The organism is Pseudomonas sp. BF-RE-21 (assembly GCF_019947305.1).
GTDB classification, from domain to species: domain Bacteria; phylum Pseudomonadota; class Gammaproteobacteria; order Pseudomonadales; family Pseudomonadaceae; genus Aquipseudomonas; species Aquipseudomonas migulae.
Genome location: NZ_JAGYGF010000012.1, coordinates 71,704 through 90,201, shown reverse-complemented (window position 1 = coordinate 90,201; position 18,498 = coordinate 71,704). Strand labels below are relative to the sequence as shown.

Annotated in this window: 21 protein-coding genes; 11 read left to right on the top strand and 10 right to left on the bottom strand. The window is 60.4% G+C overall.

Annotated elements, in window-relative coordinates; genetic code table 11:
• The first annotated feature begins 372 nt into the window (after window positions 1-372).
• Window positions 373-945, top strand: coding sequence for a histidine phosphatase family protein (locus KGB25_RS11475; protein WP_223434988.1), 573 nt, complete (start codon window positions 373-375; stop codon window positions 943-945).
• On the top strand, window positions 945-1,700 hold the full coding sequence (gene cobF, locus KGB25_RS11470; RefSeq protein ID WP_008044931.1) for a precorrin-6A synthase (deacetylating): 756 nt from the start codon (window positions 945-947) through the stop codon (window positions 1,698-1,700). Before KGB25_RS11475 ends, cobF begins: the two co-directional genes overlap by 1 nt.
• Window positions 1,701-1,817: 117 nt before the next feature.
• Here the strand turns inward: cobF and ftrA are convergent, their stop codons facing one another.
• Window positions 1,818-2,792: a transcriptional regulator FtrA gene (gene ftrA / locus KGB25_RS11465; RefSeq protein ID WP_223434987.1), complete on the bottom strand. Its 975-nt coding sequence runs from the start codon at window positions 2,790-2,792 to the stop codon at window positions 1,818-1,820.
• Between the two features lie 101 nt (window positions 2,793-2,893).
• On the opposite strand from ftrA, the gene KGB25_RS11460 reads away from it, so the two are divergent.
• On the top strand, window positions 2,894-3,322 hold the full coding sequence (locus KGB25_RS11460; protein ID WP_223434986.1) for a rhodanese-like domain-containing protein: 429 nt from the start codon (window positions 2,894-2,896) through the stop codon (window positions 3,320-3,322).
• Between the two features lie 108 nt (window positions 3,323-3,430).
• On the opposite strand, the gene KGB25_RS11455 is transcribed toward KGB25_RS11460, so the two are convergent.
• Entirely contained in the window at window positions 3,431-4,090 is a 660-nt protein-coding gene (locus KGB25_RS11455; protein WP_223435008.1) for a type 1 glutamine amidotransferase, read from the bottom strand.
• A 174-nt stretch (window positions 4,091-4,264) separates the two neighbouring features.
• Here KGB25_RS11455 and KGB25_RS11450 point away from each other — a divergent pair, with 174 nt between their 5' ends.
• The 3 genes from KGB25_RS11450 to KGB25_RS11440 all read left to right on the top strand — a co-directional run bounded on the left by KGB25_RS11450 (window position 4,265) and on the right by KGB25_RS11440 (window position 7,273).
• Window positions 4,265-5,044: an ABC transporter substrate-binding protein gene (locus tag KGB25_RS11450; RefSeq protein WP_008026734.1), complete on the top strand. Its 780-nt coding sequence runs from the start codon at window positions 4,265-4,267 to the stop codon at window positions 5,042-5,044.
• A 213-nt stretch (window positions 5,045-5,257) separates the two neighbouring features.
• The gene (locus KGB25_RS11445; RefSeq protein ID WP_223434985.1) at window positions 5,258-6,370 is read left to right on the top strand and encodes a succinylglutamate desuccinylase/aspartoacylase family protein; all 1,113 of its coding nucleotides are present in this window, start codon (window positions 5,258-5,260) and stop codon (window positions 6,368-6,370) included.
• A 186-nt stretch (window positions 6,371-6,556) separates the two neighbouring features.
• Window positions 6,557-7,273 carry an alpha/beta hydrolase gene (locus tag KGB25_RS11440; protein WP_223434984.1) on the top strand — a complete coding sequence of 239 codons (717 nt, stop codon included), beginning with the start codon at window positions 6,557-6,559 and terminating at the stop codon, window positions 7,271-7,273.
• A 3-nt stretch (window positions 7,274-7,276) separates the two neighbouring features.
• Here KGB25_RS11440 and KGB25_RS11435 read toward each other — a convergent pair whose 3' ends face one another.
• Complete coding sequence (locus tag KGB25_RS11435) at window positions 7,277-7,837, bottom strand: hypothetical protein (protein ID WP_223434983.1); 561 nt, start codon at window positions 7,835-7,837, stop codon at window positions 7,277-7,279.
• A 490-nt stretch (window positions 7,838-8,327) separates the two neighbouring features.
• On the opposite strand from KGB25_RS11435, the gene KGB25_RS11430 reads away from it, so the two are divergent.
• A complete protein-coding gene (locus tag KGB25_RS11430; protein ID WP_192228760.1) occupies window positions 8,328-8,699 on the top strand; it encodes a DUF6124 family protein in 372 nt (123 codons plus the stop codon).
• A gap of 49 nt (window positions 8,700-8,748) precedes the next feature.
• On the opposite strand, the gene KGB25_RS11425 is transcribed toward KGB25_RS11430, so the two are convergent.
• From KGB25_RS11425 to KGB25_RS11415, 3 genes are all read right to left on the bottom strand, one after another.
• Entirely contained in the window at window positions 8,749-9,075 is a 327-nt protein-coding gene (locus KGB25_RS11425) for a putative quinol monooxygenase (RefSeq protein ID WP_192418420.1), read from the bottom strand.
• 29 nt (window positions 9,076-9,104) lie between these two features.
• Window positions 9,105-9,779: a glutathione S-transferase family protein gene (locus tag KGB25_RS11420; RefSeq protein WP_008026724.1), complete on the bottom strand. Its 675-nt coding sequence runs from the start codon at window positions 9,777-9,779 to the stop codon at window positions 9,105-9,107.
• An 84-nt stretch (window positions 9,780-9,863) separates the two neighbouring features.
• Window positions 9,864-10,655, bottom strand: a complete 792-nt coding sequence (locus KGB25_RS11415; RefSeq protein WP_008044943.1) for a hypothetical protein — start codon at window positions 10,653-10,655, stop codon at window positions 9,864-9,866.
• A 157-nt stretch (window positions 10,656-10,812) separates the two neighbouring features.
• Between KGB25_RS11415 and KGB25_RS11410 the strand changes: the two genes are divergently transcribed.
• Window positions 10,813-11,346, top strand: coding sequence for a chalcone isomerase family protein (locus KGB25_RS11410; RefSeq protein WP_192228764.1), 534 nt, complete (start codon window positions 10,813-10,815; stop codon window positions 11,344-11,346).
• Between the two features lie 227 nt (window positions 11,347-11,573).
• Complete coding sequence (locus KGB25_RS11405) at window positions 11,574-12,893, top strand: Nramp family divalent metal transporter (RefSeq protein WP_223415672.1); 1,320 nt, start codon at window positions 11,574-11,576, stop codon at window positions 12,891-12,893.
• Between the two features lie 91 nt (window positions 12,894-12,984).
• On the opposite strand, the gene KGB25_RS11400 is transcribed toward KGB25_RS11405, so the two are convergent.
• Window positions 12,985-13,878, bottom strand: coding sequence for a LysR family transcriptional regulator (locus KGB25_RS11400; protein WP_223434982.1), 894 nt, complete (start codon window positions 13,876-13,878; stop codon window positions 12,985-12,987).
• A 112-nt stretch (window positions 13,879-13,990) separates the two neighbouring features.
• Between KGB25_RS11400 and KGB25_RS11395 the strand changes: the two genes are divergently transcribed.
• Window positions 13,991-14,593, top strand: a complete 603-nt coding sequence (locus tag KGB25_RS11395) for an NADPH-dependent F420 reductase (RefSeq protein WP_223434981.1) — start codon at window positions 13,991-13,993, stop codon at window positions 14,591-14,593.
• Window positions 14,594-14,773: 180 nt separating this feature from the next.
• Here the strand turns inward: KGB25_RS11395 and KGB25_RS11390 are convergent, their stop codons facing one another.
• From KGB25_RS11390 to KGB25_RS11380, 3 genes are read right to left on the bottom strand one after another with little or no spacing between them, the layout of a single operon-like run.
• Window positions 14,774-15,955 (bottom strand): acetyl-CoA C-acetyltransferase, encoded by a 1,182-nt coding sequence (locus KGB25_RS11390; RefSeq protein WP_207286150.1) that lies wholly within the window; start codon window positions 15,953-15,955, stop codon window positions 14,774-14,776.
• An 11-nt stretch (window positions 15,956-15,966) separates the two neighbouring features.
• Window positions 15,967-16,632, bottom strand: a complete 666-nt coding sequence (locus KGB25_RS11385; RefSeq protein ID WP_008026717.1) for a CoA transferase subunit B — start codon at window positions 16,630-16,632, stop codon at window positions 15,967-15,969.
• Window positions 16,633-16,668: 36 nt separating this feature from the next.
• Window positions 16,669-17,367, bottom strand: coding sequence for a CoA transferase subunit A (locus KGB25_RS11380; protein ID WP_008026716.1), 699 nt, complete (start codon window positions 17,365-17,367; stop codon window positions 16,669-16,671).
• Between the two features lie 228 nt (window positions 17,368-17,595).
• On the opposite strand from KGB25_RS11380, the gene KGB25_RS11375 reads away from it, so the two are divergent.
• Window positions 17,596-18,495, top strand: a complete 900-nt coding sequence (locus KGB25_RS11375) for a LysR family transcriptional regulator (protein ID WP_223434980.1) — start codon at window positions 17,596-17,598, stop codon at window positions 18,493-18,495.
• Window positions 18,496-18,498: the final 3 nt, after the last annotated feature.

Below are 18,498 nucleotides of genomic sequence, written 5' to 3'. Positions count from 1 at the left end.
CGGGTTCTGGGTGCGGAGGCGGTGTTGCATGTTGCTGGAAGCGGGCATCCGGGCTCCTGCTGGATGAAGGTGTTGTTTAGATTAGCCGTTACGGCAGTATTTATGGAACGATCGCCCCATGTCTAGTGAATTTTTGCGCGGTCATTTCTGGCTCCAAAATGGGGCGAAATGCCCGTATGTCGGGGGCTACACCAAAGTCGCTCAGCCTTGTAGGTCCTCGCTTACAGGGGTGTCGGAGATAGCGGTTTTTTAAGGGCGACAAGCGTTGACAAGGGGTAAAACGAAAAGCCCCCAATCGTGTTTCTTACGGCACAATTGCGTGATTCTTGGCGGCGTGACGCTGTTTTCCTTTCCTTTACCGAGTGATCCTTCGTGCAGGCGACCCGTTTGACCCTGATGTGCCACGCTCGAACCGTCGCACAGAAATTGGCGCGTTTTCCTACGGATGAGCCGGTGGAGATGGATTGGCAATTGGCAAGAGGTTCGTTGGGTTCCCGACTCAAGAAGGCATCGCGCCTGTTCTGCGGTCCGGAATTGCGGACCCGGCAAACCGCCGGGTTGTTCGCCGATGACGTGGAGATTGTCGAGGCGCTGAGGGATTGTGATTTCGGACGCTGGAATGGCTTGCGGATCGACGACCTGCAGCGTTCCGAACCCGAGACCTTGCAGGCCTGGCTCGATGATCCGCGTTCGGCGCCTCACGGTGGCGAGTCGGTAGCGCAACTCGGCGAGCGGGTGGCCGCCTGGCTGAAAACTCTGGAGGCAACACCGGGGCACAGCGTTGCCATCACCCACCCTTTTGTCATTCGCGCCGCGCTGACCCATGTGCTGCAAAGTCCCGCGTTCAATCTGATCGATGTCGAACCGCTGTCAGCCATCGAATTGCGCTTCAATGGTCGCTGGCGCTTACGTGTGTTGGGCACAGACCTTGAGGGAGCCTGTTGATGAAAAAACTGATGGTCATCGGCATCGGTGCCGGCAACCCCGACTACATCACGATGCAGGCCGTGAAGGCTCTGAACCTCGTCGATGTGTTTTTCCTCATGGACAAGGGCCAGAGCAAAGACAAACTGATCGACCTGCGCCGTGAGATTTGCCAGCGCTACATCACTGATCACACCTACCGTTTCGTTGAAGCCCACAGCCCGGAGCGCGAGCGCGGAGAGGTGGACTACAAGGCCAGTGTGGAAGACCTGAACCTTGCCAAGCAGCTGACCTTCGAACGGCTGATCAATGAGGAAATGTCCGACGGCCAGTGTGGCGGATTTCTGGTGTGGGGCGACCCGGCGTTGTACGACAGCACCATTCGGATCTTGCAGGCGATTCTGGCGTCCGGCCGCTGCGTCTTCGAGTTCGACGTGATCCCCGGTATCACCAGCGTTCAGGCATTGGCAGCCCAGCATAAAGTGCCGCTGAACCGGATTGGGCGCTCATTCGAAATCACGACGGGCCGCCGGCTGGCGGCAGGGCAGGTGAGCGATGCCGACAGCCTGGTGGTGATGCTCGACGCGGAAGATTCCTACCATCAGGTGGCGGATCAGGAGACAGAGATTTACTGGGGGGCTTACCTGGGGACACCGGATGAAATCCTCATCAGCGGCAAGCTCAAGGACGTGGCGGACGAGATCGAGCGAGTGCGCAAGGCGGCGCGGCTGGCTAATGGGTGGATTATGGATACGTACCTGCTGCGCAAGCCTTGAGAGATTCGGTGTCTGACCTGACGTCATCGCGGGCAAGCCCGCTCCCACAGTAGATCTCCAATATCCACGGCCCCCTGTGGGAGCGAGCCTGCTCGCGATGAGGCCCTTGAATGCACCTCAAACCGTCGTGCTGGCCTCCCGCCCAAACCGCTCCCGATACACCGACGGCGGCACGCCGACCACGTTGCGAAACGCCACCCGGAAACTTTCCACCGAGCGATAACCACACTGCTCGGCGATCTGGTCGGTGTTTCTGCTCGTGCTCTCCAGCAATTCACGGGCCCGCGCCAGGCGTTCATGCTGCAACCACGCTTTGGGCGGCATGCCTGTGGCTTCGGTAAACCGACGCAGGAATGTCCGCTCACTCATGGCCGCCTCGCTGGCCAGGTCGCGGACCTCCAGCGGTTCATGCAAACGCTCCCGAACCCACTGCATCACGCGGGAAAGATCGCTGCGCGGCGTAGGACTGACCGGTGTCGGAATGAACTGGGCCTGGCCGCCGGTGCGTTGCGGCGACATCACCAGCCGTCGTGCCACCGAGTTGGCCACCTGGGTGCCGAAATCCCGTGCCACCAGATGCAGGCACGCATCGATACCAGCAGCACTGCCCGCCGAAGTGATCAGTTGGCCCGAGTCGACGTAGAGCACGTCAGGGTCCACCAGGATGTTCGGGAAACGCGCCGCCAGTTCCGAGGTGTAGCGCCAGTGTGTGGTGGCACCGTGACCGTCGAGCAAACCGGTCGCTGCCAGGACGAACACGCCTGAGCAGATCGACAGCAACCGTGCGCCCCGCGCATGGGCCTGGCGCAGGGCGGTGATCAACGCTTCAGGCACCGCAGCGTTGCGATCACGCCAACCGGGAATGATGATGGTTCGGGCGTCGCCGAGCAGTTCCATGCCGCCATCGGCTAGCACCTGAATGCCGCCCATGGCGCGCATCGGGCCCTGATCCACGGCGACGATCCGGTGCTCGTACCACGGGAAATCGAACTCCGGGCGCGCCAGGCCGAAGATCTCCACGGCGATGCCGAATTCGAAGGTGCAGAGGCCGTCGTAGGCCAGAATCGCGACTAATCCAGGGTTGGGTTGCATTTGGCGGAAAATTCCCGGTAGGTGTCTTGTGCGCCACTTTAGCCGCAAGTGCACGGCGGATAAAGTCTTCTCACACCCACCAACACGTTGGAGTACCGCTCATGACCAGCCTGGTCCGCAACATTCCCGCCGCCCCATCGGCCATTGCCCTGATGCATTTCAGCAACCGTCTGACCTTCGAGACCGATTGTTCCGACGTCCACAGCAGCCAGCAGGCAGGTGAAGTGGATTTTGTGCTAATGGACGTGCGCGGTCCGCTGGCGTTTGAGCGTGGTCATGTGCCGGGCGCGATCAATTTTCCGGGACGACTGCTGACTGCTGAAGGGTTGGCAACCTGGGCGAAATCCACGCTGTTCGTGGTGTATTGCGCCGGGCCGCATTGCAATGGTGCCAACAAGGCCGCGGTGAAACTGGCGGCTCTGGGCTATCCGGTCAAGGAAATGATCGGCGGAGTGACCGGTTGGCTGGATGAAGGGTTTGAGTTGAGCACTGAGGTGCAACGGCCAGCTGCCATCGGCTGCGAATGCTGAAAACGCAGTTCCAACATGAAACGCATTCCCTTGTAGGAGCTGGCTTGCCAGCGATGGCGGCCTCAGGATCGACGTAAGTTTCCAGAGCTTTCGCCAGCAAGCTGGCTCCTACAAATTTGGGGTGTTCTTGCGATCTTTGGCTAATGCCCACCACTCATCCAGCGTCGCCTGCAACCATTCAAAAACGGCGGCATGGGCGGCGCTGTCCGGTGCTCCCCGAGGCAGCGGCGATTCATCGGCAAAGTGCGCATTGAGCGTTGCCACCGATTCGGCATTCCACTCCGGATGAAACTGCAAACCCACCCGCGCAGGCCCTGCGCGATACATCTGCTGCTCGCACTGATCGCTGCTGGCCAGTAGCTGCGCGCCGGGCGGCAAGTCGATGGCGTCTTCGTGCCATTCCAGCACCTTCAATACCCGGCCATCGGAAAAGCGCACTGGCGTCCAGCCGGTTTCGGTCCGATCCATTCGCCGCACATTCCCGCCCAGACTCAGCGCCAACAACTGCGCCCCCAGACAAATCGCAAACACCGCCGCGCCCTGTTCCAGGCTACGCGCCAGCCACTGACGTTCAGCCTCCAGCCACGCGGGGCCGGCGTTGGACTCATAGGGCCCGCCCAATAAAACCACCGGTTCCGCGCTGACTGGCGGCAATTGACCGAGGTCGGCGCGGTAGACGTTCAGCGACAATCCCCGGGAGGCAGCCCAGTCGGCAATTGCGCCCGGTCCTTCGGCGGGGTGGTGCTGGATCAGGTTCAAGGTGCGAATCTCATCGTTCATTCAGCTCGCCTTTTCTATAAGTATTTGTCGCATATGCACAATTTACGCGCCTGAAGCCGCTCTAGACTGCCCGCCACTTCGGTTTTCTCCAACAAAAAAGCGCTGACCGAACGCTACCAATCGAACGCTGCCAATAAAAGCCTCCGCCCACAGGAGTTATAAATGAAGAAGCTAGTGATGTTCGGTGCCCTGGCACTGTCGATGTTGTCCCTGACCGCTGTGGCCGATGACGCCAAGCCGATCCGCATCGGTATCGAAGCCGGTTACCCGCCATTCTCGATGAAAACCCCTGACGGCAAACTCACCGGTTTCGACGTCGATATCGGCGACGCGCTGTGTGAGCAGGCGAAACTGAAATGTACTTGGGTCGAGCAAGAGTTCGACGGCCTGATCCCGGCCCTGAAGGTCAAGAAAATCGACGCGATCCTGTCGTCCATGACCATCACCGACGACCGCAAGAAAAACGTCGATTTCACCATCAAGTACTACCACACCCCGGCGCGCTTCGTGATGAAGGAAGGCACCGACGTCAAAGACCCGCTGACCGAGCTCAAGGGCAAGAAAGTCGGTGTACTGCGCGCCAGTACTCACGACCGCTTCGCCACTGAAGTGCTGCAACCGGCCGGTATTGTCCTGGTGCGTTACGGCTCGCAGCAGGAAGCCAACCTGGACATGGTCTCCGGTCGCCTCGACGCGATGCTGGCCGACTCGGTCAACCTCGACGACGGTTTCCTGAAAACCGACGCGGGCAAGGGCTTCGCTTTTGTGGGTCCAACCTACGAAGACGCCAAGTACTTCGGCGGCGGCGCCGGCATCGCTGTGCGCAAGGGTGATAAAGAGCTGGCGGACAAATTCAACACCGCCATCACTGAAATCCGTGCCAACGGCAAGTACAAGCAAGTGCAGGACAAGTACTTCAATTTTGATGTTTACGGCGAGTAATCCAGCCGTATAAGAAAGTGGCAACCGTGAAAGCGGTTGCCACTTTTTTTATGTGCCGGTGTTTTTTTTGCCAACATATTTCCCTGTAGGAGCTGGCTTGCCAGCGATGACGGCCGCACATTCAACATCAATGTGACTGTTGGATCGCCTTCGCCGGCAAGCCAGCTCCTACAGGTTTCGTGATCCTGAGCGTCGGTTTCGACAGGAGTTTTTATGCAACGCATCGACCACCCATTGCCCTGGAGCCACCTGGGCTCCGAACGCACCCTCAGCGTATTTCGTTACGGCACGGGCTCGCGCAAGGTCTACATCCAGGCCAGCCTGCACGCGGACGAACTGCCGGGCATGCGCACGGCGTGGGAGCTGAAAAAACGCCTGGCCGAACTCGAAGCCCAAGGTCAGTTGCAAGGCGTGATCGAGTTGGTTCCCGTGGCCAATCCCATCGGCCTGGACCAACACCTACAAGGCAGCCACATGGGCCGTTTCGAACTCGGCAGTGGCAAGAATTTCAACCGCTCGTTCGTTGAACTGAGCGCGCCGGTCGGTGAGCTGATCGGCGATCAGTTGGGCGCCGATGCCCAGGTCAACATCGTGTTGATTCGTCAGGCCATGGGCCAGGTTCTCGACGGTTTGCCTGCACCGAAGTCGCAGCTGGAAGCCATGCATCGCTTGCTGCTGCGCCATGCCTGTGATGCCGACATCACCCTCGACTTGCATTGCGATTTCGAAGCGGCGATTCATATTTATGCGCTGCCGCAACACTGGTCGCAATGGAAGTCCCTGGCGGCTCGGCTGAAGGCAGGCGTTGCGCTGCTGTGTGAAGACTCCGGCGGCAGTTCTTTCGATGAGTCCTGTTCTTCGCCATGGTTGCGCCTGGCCAGGGCATTCCCCGAGGCGGCGATTCCACCGGCGAACCTGGCGACAACGCTGGAGCTGGGCAGCATGGGCGATACCCGGGTCGATCAGGCTCAGGCCAATTGCGAGGCCATTCTCGGCTTCCTTGCCGAACAGGGTTTTATCAAAGGCACCTGGCCGGCCGCACCGAGTGAATGTTGTGAAGGCATGCCGTTTGAAGGCACGGAATACCTGTTTGCGCCGCATCATGGCGTGGTCAGTTTTCTGCGCGAGGCCGGTGAATGGGTCGAGAAGGGCGATGCACTGTTTGAAGTGGTTGACCCGTTGAGCGACCGGGTGACCACTGTGTGCGCCGGCACCAGTGGTGTGTTGTTTGCGATTGATCGCGGGCGGTATACGCAACCGGGGACGTGGCAGGCGAAAGTTGCGGGGCGCGAGCCGATCCGCGTTGGGAAGTTGATTAACGATTGACCGGGATGCTTTGGTGTCGCTGATACCGCTATCGCGAGCAGGCTCGCTCCCACAGTTGAAATGCATTCCCCCTGTGGGAGCGAGACCGGCTTGCCGGCGATAGCGGTATCAGCAGCACTGCGAGTGCATCGGCAACAGGAGATGTTAGGCTCAACCCCGAATCCTGCGCTCTGTGAAGGAAGGTTTATGTTGAAGGTTCTCGCTCTGCTGACACTTCTGGCGTCCGCCGCCGTCCACGCTGAAACCCCGCTGCACACCGATCTGCCGCTCAAATACCTGGAGCAGGCCAACCCCGAATCGGTCAATCAACCCCTGGTGATTTTCCTCCACGGCTACGGCAGTAACGAGCAGGACCTGTTCGGCATCAAGGATGAATTGCCCGCCCGCTACAACTACCTGTCGGTGCGCGCGCCGATGGTCATGGAGGAGGGCAGCTATCAGTGGTTTCGCAAGAAGGGAGAAGGTGCCTACAACGGCGAGACGGATGACCTGAAGGCCAGCGGCCCGGTGTTGCTGGATTTCGTCGCACAGGCTGCGAAGAAATATCACACAGTACCGAACAAGGTTTTCCTGGTGGGCTTCAGCCAGGGCGCGATCATGTCTTACGAGGTCGCGTTGCGTCATCCCGAAGCCGTGGGCGGGATCGCGGCGTTGAGCGGGCGGATCTTGCCGGTGCTCAAGTCCGAGCTCAAGCCCGATGAAAAACTTCAGAAACTGGCGATTTTCATCGGGCATGGCACGGCGGACAAACGCCTTCCCTTCAACGACGGCACCGAGGCCAACAGCCTGTTGCAGAGCCTGTCACTCAAGCCCGAATTTCATGCCTATCCAGGCGTTGGCCACAACATCAGCGCCGCCGAAATGCAGGATTTGAGCGCCTGGTTGCAGCGCCTCAACCCCTGAGCCTTACTTGCCGCTGACGATCTGTTTAACCAGCGCTTCGTGGCCGGCATTGTCGCTGAGACGGGAAATCACCTTTACCAGCGCCATGCGCGTGCCCGAGGCGGCCATCAGCGTGGTATCGAGCGTCTTGCCGCCGCCCTGGGTGGCGATGCTGTCGATCTCCCGCAGACCGAGGCCGGTGCCTTTCTGGGTCAGGCTTTTCTCACTGAGCTTGGTGAAATCCGGCAGCGCCTTGGCTTGTTGAGTGGCGAAGTCGGACGCCGTGGCGTCGAGGAACTCACCGTCGTTGTCCTTGGCGTTGACGCCACCAGGAATGGTGTTTTCAGCGGCAATCACCACAGTTTTCGTGGTTGCGTTGGTGTACATGGTGCCGCTCGCACCGGTCGCGTCCGCCGGCAGCGGGTTGGCAACGAAGCCCTTGGGCAGGTTGAATTTGAATTTTCCGCCCAGCATCGAGACGTTCTGCGCTGGCGCTACCTCTTTAGCCGCCTGTGCATTCAAAGCCCCCAGGCTGGCAGCCACTGCCAGCAGCAGGACAACGGCTTTTTTACTCAACAGTGACATTCAAAATCTCCAGGGTGGTCTCGCGGTGGGGGCGATCATCCCATGGAGGTCGTGACGCATTCCAGTGCGGGCTAACGGGCGGTCGGGTTCTGGTGAGCGAAAAGCTTTTGAACCTCGCGTTTACGGCTAATCAACGTATTTACGAAGGCTTGTTTAACCGCGCTCAGCGTTACTTCATGAAAGCTACAACACCTTGCGTCGTTGCCTACAGGTACGTAAGAATCCGCCGGCTTGTGCGCTTTTGGGGTGGGTTCTATTGTTTTCCGGTCGCTGAAAACACAGTGATCGGGTTTGGTAGACCCTCAGCATCGACGCATAGCGTCACCTCGTTCGGCCCTTTCTCAGGGCTGCGTTTTATGGTGGCCATGCGCAGGGCTCCTTCGGGGGCGCCGGTTCCGATGCCCGGTCTACCAACCTTCGTATGGCCGCCACCCTCCGTTTGGTAGCGAGAGGTTGATGGCTCCTTCTAAGTAGCATCGGAGCTCCATCTATGCCCAAACCAACACCCAATCCCCCCAGCCCGGACCTGTCCGCTTCAGCCCAAAGCGCTGACCAAGAAAAGCTCGAAGAGACCATCAAACTCGCCCTCGACTTTTACGCCAATCCTGCCGCGCACATTGCACTGATCAACGCCACGCCAAGGCAACTCGACAGCATGTTCAGCGTCAACCCGGAACTCGATGTCCAGACCCTGCTCAGCCATGCGTGCGAGTCGCTGGCATCGGCCAATGTCATGGCCATGGACCTGGCGGATCATATGGAGGGGACCCGTCGCAATTCGCTGTTGGGCATTGCGCAAGTCATCATGCTTGGGGAGCTGGCGGTGAACCAGGCGCTGGATAAACTCGACGCTGCCGAGTAATAGGGATGCCCGTGGTGAGAGGCTGGCCCTCACCACGGGGATTACGCTGTTACACGTCGCGGCGCACCGGATAGCTCTCGATCACGTCCAGAAACTCGATCCGACGGTCGCTGGCCAACAGCTCCGGCAACAGCTTTTCGTAGTCCTGGCGATACGGCTTGCTCAGGTGACGGGTGATGAAGTCTTCCTTGCTGCAGTTCCAGGTTTCGTAGAGCACCAGAGTGTTCGGCTCGTCCTGCAACTGGTGGACCCAGGTGTTGACGAAGTCCGGCTCGGCCGACATCTGGTGCACCACGTCCAGCAGGCGCTCCTTTGTTTCGGCGAAGCGTTCCGGTTTGGCTGGCAGGTAAACGATAAACGCGACTTGATCACTCATTTCATCACCTTCGCATGCGGGGGAATGGATTACTGCGCCTGGTTCTGCGGGAACAGATTGCGACGGGTTTCTTCGTCGAATTCCGCTTTCAGTACCAGCTTCTCTTTGAGGCCGTGAGCACGTACGGCCGCCGGGCGAGCGCTGATTTCATCGAACAGGCGCTTGACGTTCGGGTACGCCGCCAAACCGTTTTCGCCGAGGATGTATGGCGCGTAATTGGCCCAGCCCCACAGCGCCATGTCGGCGATGCTGTAGGTGTCGCCGGCCAGGTATTGATGGTCGGCCAGGCGCTGATCGAGCACGCGGTAATGACGTTCGACTTCCTTGAGGTAACGGTTTTTTGCGTAGGCCAGGTCTTCCGGTGCGTGGTGCAGGAAGTGCACTGCCTGACCCGAGAATGGCGACAGGCCGGTGGCGATGAACATCAGCCACGACAGCAGTTCGGCCTGGCCGGCAACGGAGGTCGGCAGGAAGCGCTGATGTTTTTGCGCGAGGTGCAACAGGATCGCCTGGGAGTCGAACACGGTGGCGTCGCCATCGACCAGCGCTGGCACTTTGGCGTTCGGGTTGATCGCCAGAAAGGCTGGCTGGTGTTGCTCGCCCTTGAAGGTGTCGACGCCGATCAATTCGTACGGCGTTTGCAGTTCTTCAAGCAGCAGGGCGACTTTCATCGGGTTTGGCGAAGGGTGGAAAAAGAATTTCATGGTGTAGGCCTCAGTCAGTGGTTGGTCAGGAACTGAGGCTGATAGTGGGCGAAACCTGTTCGATTGACGTACGGGGTTGTTGTTCTACTCGTTCGAAATAGTTGAACGGGTTGCGGGCGTTGCCACCGGTTTGGCCAACAGGCGCCGGGTGACGCCGAGCATGGCTACCGACACCGCGACGCCCAGGCCAAAGGCCTTCAGGCCCATGCCCGGCAAGGTCAGCGCCAGGACCAGGCAGAACGCGCTGAACGAATACATGCCGGTGGCCGTGGCGCGCAACAAGGCGGCGGTAAACGCCGGGCCACGGGTTTGCTGGGAAAACACCGCCATCACGCTGCCCAGCACCGGGAACACCGCGAGCAGGCCGCTCCAGCGTTCGCCGACGGTGCTGGCGAGCCAGGTGACCGCGAGAGTGAGAAGGGCGCCGGCAATCATGCGCAGCAGCAATTTGTCGGACTTCGGTGCCGGGCCGGAGACGATCGGCTGCACCTTGGGAAACAGGTAAGGCGCCGCCAGCAGCGCGGTCGCGGCGGCGATCACCGAGAACACCAGGGACGGTGGAATCACCGACAGCACCACCGCCGCTGTGGCCCAGACCAGCAGCGAAACCGTCAGCGCCCAAGGCCATCCCGCGCGTTGGGCGACCTGGGCGTAGGTTACGCAGAAGGCAATCATCGCGAACATCGCGGATAACGCGGCGGTCGCCGATTGCGCGGCAAACACTTCGCCTTGTTCGATAGCGAGGAAAAACAGAATCGGCCCGACCACCACCGGCAACCCCGAAAGCCAACCGGCGACACTCGGGCCCCAGCGTTTGCCCGCGAGGGAGATCAGTAAGAGAAACCCGGGAATGACCAGCAGTTTGAGCAGCAGCACGTAGGCGCCTCCGACCTGAGTGAAGCGGCAACGTTAGCATTGCGACAAGTAGATTGCTCTAAGGATTGGCTGTTTTTGTATATAAAGTTGAAAGCTTGTACAGCAACACTTTATGCGTATAAGTAACAGAACCCATACGCGTTGAATCGAGCCGATCATGACCCGACCACGATCACCTCTGCGTCATACCCTGTGGCTGTTGGTATTGCTGGGCAACCACGCGTTGGCCAATTGGCAGGAGTCTTTACCCGGTGCTCAAATCATTGGCACCGGTGAGTTCCGGATGTTCGGTTTCGATATCTACAACGCTCGTCTGTGGAGTGCCGCGCAGCCATTTGCGAGCGACCAGCCGTTCGCCCTGGAGCTGATTTATCAGCGCAGGATTTCCCGGGACGATCTGGTCCAGGCCAGCGTCGAAGAAATCAAACGACTGTCGGGCGCATCGGTGAGTGCCGGGCAACTCGCGGCATGGCAGGCGCAGATGCAGCAGGCGTTTGTCGATGTGCAGGCCGGGACCCGACTCATCGGGGTTTACTTGCCGGGGCAGGGCGCGCGCTTTTTTGTCGGCCCGCAGTTGCAGTACGAGGTGACGGACCCGGTGTTCGCCCGGGCATTTTTTGATATCTGGCTTGACCCGCGCACGAGCAATCCCGGGTTGCGGGAGCAGTTGTTGGGCATTGCCAAGCCCTGAACATCACCCGCCGTTGCTTTTGCCTTTGTAGGAGCAGCCGGTCGACGCTCGATTGCTCGCGATGGCAGCACCTCGGTGATCCAGACGTTCCGCGTCATCGTTTATCGCGAGCAAGCTTGCTCCTACAAAAGCAAAGGCCGCAGCGGCGATCTTTGCGTTTTGTCTGTACACCGAAAAGCGCGAAACGTCTAAGCTGCGCCCTCCCGCCTGTTTTCTGGAATGTTTGCGTGAAATTCAGTTTGCCCAAAGTCGCCACTGCGCCGTTTTGTCCGCCGGAAGTGGCGGGCAGCGTTGCCGTTGACCCTCGCGCGTCATTTTTCAAGCGTGTCCTGCGTTTCGCCGGCCCGGGCTTGCTGGTGTCCATCGGCTACATGGACCCGGGCAACTGGGCCACCGCCATCGAGGCCGGTTCGCGGTTTGGTTACAGCCTGTTGTTTGTGGTGTTGCTGGCGAGTCTGGCGGGGATGGTGGTGCAGTGTTTGTGCTCGCGCCTGGGCATCGCCACGGGGCGCGATCTGGCGCAGTTGTCCCGCGAGCGCTACAGCACGCGGACCGCACGGACCCAATGGGTGCTGGCGGAAATCTCGATCATCGCCACCGACCTCGCCGAAGTGCTCGGCTGTGCGCTGGCGTTCCATCTGCTGTTGGGCTGTTCGCTGAGCGTCGGCATCGCCCTCACGGCGTTCGATACGCTGCTGGTGCTGGCCCTGCAGAACCGTGGCTTCCGCCGACTGGAAGCGATCATGCTGGTGCTGGTGAGCACCATCGGTGTGTGTTTCTTCGTTGAATTGTTGTTGATCAAGCCTTACTGGCCGGACGTCGCACGGGGTTTCACGCCGTCACTGTCGGCCATCGGCGATGCGGCGCCGCTGTACCTGGCCATCGGGATTCTCGGGGCCACGGTCATGCCGCATAACTTGTACCTGCACACCTCGATCGTACAGACCCGGATGATCGGCAAGGACCTGGCCAGCAAGCAGGACGCGGTGAAACTGGCGCGCATCGACACCATCGGTTCCCTGGCGCTGGCGCTGCTGGTGAACGCGGCGATCCTGATCCTCGCGGCCGCGGCCTTCCACAAGACCGGACACACCGATGTGGTGGACATTCAGGACGCCTATCACTTGCTCGACCCGCTGGTGGGCGGCGCGTTGGCCAGCGTGCTGTTTGGCGTCGCGTTGCTGGCGTCCGGTCAAAGTTCGACGTTCACCGGCACCATCGCCGGGCAAGTGATCATGGAGGGTTACCTCAACCTGCGGATTCCCTGCTGGCAACGGCGCTTGATTACCCGGGGGCTGGCGTTGATCCCGGCGTTTATCGGTGTCTGGCTGATGGGGGATAACGCGATTGGCAAACTGCTGGTGTTGAGTCAGGTGGTGCTGAGTTTGCAGTTGCCGTTTGCGTTGTATCCGTTGATTCGCATGACCAATGATCACAAGTTGATGGGGCCGTTTGTGAATCGATTGCCGACGCGAGTGTTGGCGTGGGGGTTGTTTGCGGTGATCAGTGGGGCGAATAGTTGGTTGATTCTGCAGTTTTTTGGGTGATTTTTCGGCCGCCATCGCCAGCAAGCCGGCTCCTACAAGGACATGGTGAACCTGTAGGAGCCGGCTTGCCGGCGATGAACGATGACGCGGTCTACCGCTGAAACGCCTCAACCACAAAATCGATAAACACCCGGGTCTTGGCCGGCATCAGCGTCCGGCTCGGGTAATACAGCGAGATCGGCCCCGCATCGGCGTGCCAGTCCGGCAGCAGGCGCACCAGTTCCCCGCGCTCGATGTTCGCTGCCACATCCGGCAATACCAGCAGCGTCACACCCAGGCCCAGGAGCGCTGCCTCACGCATGGCGGCTGGATCGTTGAGCACGATGTTTTCGGTCAGACCGGCGCTCTCTTCATGGCCCGCTCGATCGTGCATCACCCACTGACGAATCCGCCCGGTACGAATGCCGCGCATCACAATGCCGGTGTGTCCGATCAGGTCGGCCGGCGTACGCGGCAGCGTGCGTCCTGCCAGGTAGGCCGGTGAGGCCACCGCGACGATATCCGCCGCCGCCAATGTCCGTGAGATGACCCCTGGCGTGAGTTCGAAGCCGCCGCCGATGGCCGCGTCATAGCCTTCAGCAATCAAATCCACCTGGCGATTTTCGAAGTGCCATTCCGGGCGAATCAGCGGATAACGCGCCAGGAACTGCGGCAACAACGGCAGCACATGACCGATGCCAAACGTCGGCGCCAGGCTGACCTTGAGCACACCGGCCGGCTCCCCGCGATCGCTGCTCACGGCACTGATCGCCGCTTGCAACGCCTCCAGGTTGCCGCCGATGCTGGCCAGAAAACCCTCGCCGGCTTCAGTGAGCGACAGCTTGCGGGTCGAACGCTGGAACAACCGCACACCCATATTGCGTTCCAGCATCGCCACGTTGCGGCTGACCGCGGCGGGTGTCAGCGCCAGCAAACGTGCCGCGGCGGAAAAACTGCCCGTTTCAGCGCTGCGTACAAAAGATTCGAGGTTGGCGAGGGTTTCCATGTCTGGCACCTGCTATGAATGCTTGAAAAGCATTCAAGTCATTACCCGCTAATCAAGGGCTAATGACAAGCGCAGTATTCACGCCAACGACAACCCCTTGGAGTGAATCACCATGAGTACTATCGGCATCATCGGCGCTGGCGCCATTGGTTCAGCGTTTGCCAGAGCCTTGTCCCGTCAGGGCATCGAAGTAGTCATCGCCAACAGTCGTGGTCCGGAGACCTTGGCCGCCCTGGTGGCGGAGCTCGGTCCGACGGCACGCGCCGGCACCCGTGAAGAAGCGGCCGCCCAGCCAATCGTTCTGGTGGCGGTCAACTGGTCGAAGTTGCCAACAGCACTCGCTGGTTTGCCGGGCTTCGGCGGGCGGATCGTGATCGACGCCAATAACTCGATTGAGGCGCCGTTGTTCAAGGCTGTGGATTTGCAGGGCCGTATGTCCAGCGAAGTGTTCGCTGAATGGGTGCCGGGGGCGAGAGTGGTGAAGGCGTTCAATCACCTGGCGGCGCGCTTGCTGGAGAGTGATCCGGCGGCGGAGGGCGGTCGGCGGGTGCTGTTTGTGTCGGGCGATGATGCCGAGGCGAAAGCTCAGGTGGTTGCATTGACCGAGCGCTTGGGCTTCTTCGGGATTGATCTTGGGGAGTTGAGTGTCGGCGCGCGGTTGGCGCAGTTTCCGGGTGGGCCGTTGCCGGTGTTGAACCTCGTGAAGTTCGCCTGAGCGCAAATCTGTAGGAGCCGGCTTGCCGGCGATGGCGGTGGAACAATCGACATTGATGTCGCCTGACACGCCGCTATCGCCAGCAAGCTGGCTCCTACAAAGATGCCCCTCGCTCAGGAGTGAGGGGTGTTGCCGGATGGCGCGGATCTTCGTGGGTCCCCGCGCCGTCCGTTGAACGCGTTAAGCCCGTTCGATCGCCAGTGCCACGCCCTGACCACCACCGATGCACAGGGTGGCGAGGCCTTTCTTGGCGTCGCGCTTGATCATTTCATGCAGCAAAGTCACCAGCACACGGCAGCCCGACGCACCGATCGGGTGACCGAGGGCAATGGCGCCGCCGTTGACGTTGACCTTGTTCAAGTCCCATTCCAGGTCCTTGGCCACCGCCAGGGATTGCGCGGCGAAGGCTTCGTTGGCTTCGATCAGGTCCAGTTGGTCGATGGACCAGCCGGCTTTGCTCAGGCAACGGCGAGTGGCCGAGACCGGGCCGATGCCCATGATCGCCGGGTCCACGCCTGCGTTGGCGTAAGCCGCGATTTTTGCCAGCACCGGCAGGCCCAGGGCCTTGGCTTTGTCCGCGCTCATCAGGATCACGGCGGCGGCGCCGTCGTTCAGCGACGAGGCGTTACCGGCGGTCACCGAACCGTCCTTCTTGAAGGCCGGTTTCAGTTTGCCCAGGGCTTCGGCGGTGGTGCCGGCGCGAGGCTGTTCGTCGGTGGCGAAGGACAGCGGATCGCCCTTGCGCTGCGGAATCAGGATCGGCGTGATTTCATCGGCAAAACGCCCGGCTTCGATGGCGGCCGTGGCTTTCTGCTGCGAGGCCGCAGCGAAGGCGTCCTGTTGCTCGCGGGTCAGGCTGTACTTTTCAGCCAGGTTCTCGGCGGTGATGCCCATGTGGTAATCGTTGAACGCATCCCACAGACCGTCGCTGATCATGGTGTCGACGATTTGCGCGTGCCCCATGCGCAGACCGGTTCGCGCACCGGGCATGACGTAGTTGGACAGGCTCATGTTTTCCTGGCCGCCGGCAATGATCACCTCGGCGTCGCCGCAGCGAATCGCCTGGGTGGCCAGGTGCAGGGCCTTGAGGCCCGAGCCGCAGACCTTGTTCAGGGTCATGGCCGGCACGGTGAACGGCAGGCCAGCCTTGATCGCGGACTGACGCGCAGGGTTTTGCCCGGCGCCGGCGGTCAACACCTGGCCCATGATCACTTCATCGACTTCAGCCGGGTTCAGGCCGGTTTGCGTCAGCAACTGACGGATCACCGCAGCACCGAGGTCTACGGCGGACACATTGGCCAGCGAGCCCTGGAAGCTGCCGATGGCAGTACGGGTGGCGGCGACAATGACGACTTCTTGCATGGAATGATTCCTCACTGGGCAGCGAACTGCATTTCCGGAACGTGATCCGGCACGATCAGTTTACCGGCAGTCTTGGCGACGATCTCTTCGACGCTGACGCCCGGCGCACGCTCTTTGAGAATGAACGCGCCGTTTTCGATTTCAAGATACGCCAGGTCAGTCAGTACGCGCTTGATGCAACCGGCACCGGTCAGCGGCAGGCTGCATTGGGACAGCAGCTTGGACTCACCGTCCTTGGACGCGTGGGTCATGATGACGATGATGTTGTCTGCGCCGGCCACCAGGTCCATCGCGCCGCCCATGCCCTTGACCAGCTTGCCAGGGATCATCCACGAGGCGATGTTGCCTTGTACGTCGACTTCAAAAGCGCCCAGCACGGTCAGGTCGACATGACCCCCGCGAATCATCGCGAAGGACTCGGCGGAGGAAAAGATCGACGCGCCGGTACGCGCGGTCACGGTTTGCTTGCCGGCGTTGATCATGTCGGCATCGATGGTTTCTTCAGTAGGAAAAGGACCCATGCCGAGCAGGCCGTTTTCCGACTGCAGCATGACTTCCATGCCTTCGGGAATGTAGTTGGCGACGAGGGTCGGAATGCCGATGCCCAGGTTCACGTAGAAGCCGTCCTGCATTTCGCGGGCGACGCGTTGAGCCATTTGTTCGCGGGAAAGTGCCATTGTTGTTATTCCTTCATTCGGTCCGGGGGCAGGGGATCACTTACGCACGGTGCGCTGTTCGATGCGCTTCTCGAACGTGCCGCAAATGACCCGGTCGACGTAGATGCCAGGGGTGTGGATCTGCGCCGGGTCCAGCTCGCCGGGTTCGACGATTTCTTCGACTTCGACCACGGTGATCTTGCCGGCGGTGGCGGCCAGCGGGTTGAAGTTCTGGGCGGTGTGGCGGTAGATGACGTTGCCGAAATGGTCGGCTTTCCAGCCTTTGACGATGGCGAAGTCACCGGTGATGGATTCTTCCATCAGGTACTTGCGACCGTGGAATTCGCGCACTTCCTTGCCTTCGGCGACCGGGGTGCCGACGCCAGTAGCCGTGAAGAATGCCGGGATGCCAGCGCCGCCTGCGCGCATTTTTTCGGCGAGGGTGCCTTGGGGCGTCAGGACGACTTCGATTTCGCCTTTCAGCAGTTGGTCTTCGAACAGCTTGTTTTCGCCAACGTAGGAGGCCACTACTTTTTTGATCTGCCGGTCTTCCAGCAGCACGCCAAGACCGAAACCGTCGACGCCGCAGTTGTTGGAAACCACGGTCAGGTCACGGGTGCCTTTGCGCTTGATCTCGGCGATCAGGTTTTCCGGAATGCCGCACAGGCCGAAGCCGCCAGCGATTACCGTCATGCCGTCTTCAAGACCTGCCAGAGCTTCCTCGTAGGAACTCACGCGCTTGTCGAAACCTGCCATATGCACCTCTTTTATTCTTTGTGGGCGGCTGGCTAGCCGTATGGGATGGAGTGTCGCGCTGGAGGATTTATTTGTTAAGTTGATTTTTAAGGTTGATTGATAGATAAAACTCACCAATTAATCCTGTAGGAGCATGGCTTGCCCGCGATGACGATCTCCAGGACGCCATCGCAGGCAAGCCATGCTCCTACAGAAAGCACCTGCGCTCATTACTGGAGCAGTTAGCCTATGACAGTCAAGCAGATCAGGGCTTTTTTAGCCGTGGCCCAGAGTCTGAGCTTTGCCGTCGCCTGCGAACGATTGCACCTGTCGCAATCGGCGTTGAGCCTGACCATCAAGGCGCTGGAGGAGGGCCTGGGCGGGCGGCTGTTTACCCGCAACACGCGTAACGTGGCGCTGACGCCCGAGGGGGAGTCGCTGGTGCCGTTGGCCCGCCGATTGATCGCGGACTGGGACAATGTCGAGGACGAATTGCGCCAGCGTTTTACCCTGCAGCGCGGGCGCGTGACGCTGGCGGCGATGCCGTCGTTTGCCGGCAACCTGCTGCCGCCGATCCTCAAGACGTTTCGCGCGCGCTATCCCAAGGTCAACGTCACTGTGAATGACGTGATCAACGAGCAGGTGCTGGAAATGGTGCGCGATCGGCAGGTCGAGTTGGGCGTAGCGTTTGAACCGACGCAAAGTTCGTCGCTGCAATTCACGCCGTTGTACCGGGACCGGTTTGTGGCGGTGGTGCCGTTCGATTCGCCTTTTTCAGAACGCGAAGACATTGATTGGCAGACGTTGCTTGAAGAGCCTTTCATTACCTTGCAGCGACCTTCGACGGTGCGGGTGATGCTGGAGGAGCACTTGCAAGCGCGGGGGATGAAGTTGCCGGTGGAGTTTGAAAGTCATCAGTTGGCGACAGTCGGGAGAATGGTCGCCAGCGGCCTGGGGGTGAGCGCGGTGCCGGCGTTGTGTGCCGGGCAGATGCGCGAGTTGGGCGCGCGGTGCATTACCCTGCGTGACCCGGTGGTGGAACGGGCGATCGGGGTGTTGACCAAGCCTGGGGTGGAGTTGTCGGCGGCGGCGCAGGCGTTGTTCGATATTCTCAAGGAAGAAAATTTCGACCAACGCCTAGCCCTGTGAAAC

What these genes read in the sequence shown, in the direction of transcription:
- KGB25_RS11380 (WP_008026716.1), bottom strand. Translation starts at nt 17,367, where the DNA reads ATGGCAGGTTTCGACAAGCGCGTGAGTTCCTACGAGGAAGCTCTGGCA.
- KGB25_RS11450 (WP_008026734.1), top strand. Translation starts at nt 4,265, where the DNA reads ATGAAGAAGCTAGTGATGTTCGGTGCCCTGGCACTGTCGATGTTGTCC.
- KGB25_RS11400 (WP_223434982.1), bottom strand. Translation starts at nt 13,878, where the DNA reads ATGGAAACCCTCGCCAACCTCGAATCTTTTGTACGCAGCGCTGAAACG.
- KGB25_RS11420 (WP_008026724.1), bottom strand. Translation starts at nt 9,779, where the DNA reads ATGAAATTCTTTTTCCACCCTTCGCCAAACCCGATGAAAGTCGCCCTG.
- cobF (WP_008044931.1), top strand. Translation starts at nt 945, where the DNA reads ATGAAAAAACTGATGGTCATCGGCATCGGTGCCGGCAACCCCGACTAC.
- KGB25_RS11445 (WP_223434985.1), top strand. Translation starts at nt 5,258, where the DNA reads ATGCAACGCATCGACCACCCATTGCCCTGGAGCCACCTGGGCTCCGAA.
- KGB25_RS11460 (WP_223434986.1), top strand. Translation starts at nt 2,894, where the DNA reads ATGACCAGCCTGGTCCGCAACATTCCCGCCGCCCCATCGGCCATTGCC.
- KGB25_RS11375 (WP_223434980.1), top strand. Translation starts at nt 17,596, where the DNA reads ATGACAGTCAAGCAGATCAGGGCTTTTTTAGCCGTGGCCCAGAGTCTG.
- KGB25_RS11385 (WP_008026717.1), bottom strand. Translation starts at nt 16,632, where the DNA reads ATGGCACTTTCCCGCGAACAAATGGCTCAACGCGTCGCCCGCGAAATG.
- KGB25_RS11390 (WP_207286150.1), bottom strand. Translation starts at nt 15,955, where the DNA reads ATGCAAGAAGTCGTCATTGTCGCCGCCACCCGTACTGCCATCGGCAGC.
- KGB25_RS11395 (WP_223434981.1), top strand. Translation starts at nt 13,991, where the DNA reads ATGAGTACTATCGGCATCATCGGCGCTGGCGCCATTGGTTCAGCGTTT.
- KGB25_RS11425 (WP_192418420.1), bottom strand. Translation starts at nt 9,075, where the DNA reads ATGAGTGATCAAGTCGCGTTTATCGTTTACCTGCCAGCCAAACCGGAA.
- ftrA (WP_223434987.1), bottom strand. Translation starts at nt 2,792, where the DNA reads ATGCAACCCAACCCTGGATTAGTCGCGATTCTGGCCTACGACGGCCTC.
- KGB25_RS11410 (WP_192228764.1), top strand. Translation starts at nt 10,813, where the DNA reads ATGACCCGACCACGATCACCTCTGCGTCATACCCTGTGGCTGTTGGTA.
- KGB25_RS11440 (WP_223434984.1), top strand. Translation starts at nt 6,557, where the DNA reads ATGTTGAAGGTTCTCGCTCTGCTGACACTTCTGGCGTCCGCCGCCGTC.
- KGB25_RS11430 (WP_192228760.1), top strand. Translation starts at nt 8,328, where the DNA reads ATGCCCAAACCAACACCCAATCCCCCCAGCCCGGACCTGTCCGCTTCA.
- KGB25_RS11435 (WP_223434983.1), bottom strand. Translation starts at nt 7,837, where the DNA reads ATGTCACTGTTGAGTAAAAAAGCCGTTGTCCTGCTGCTGGCAGTGGCT.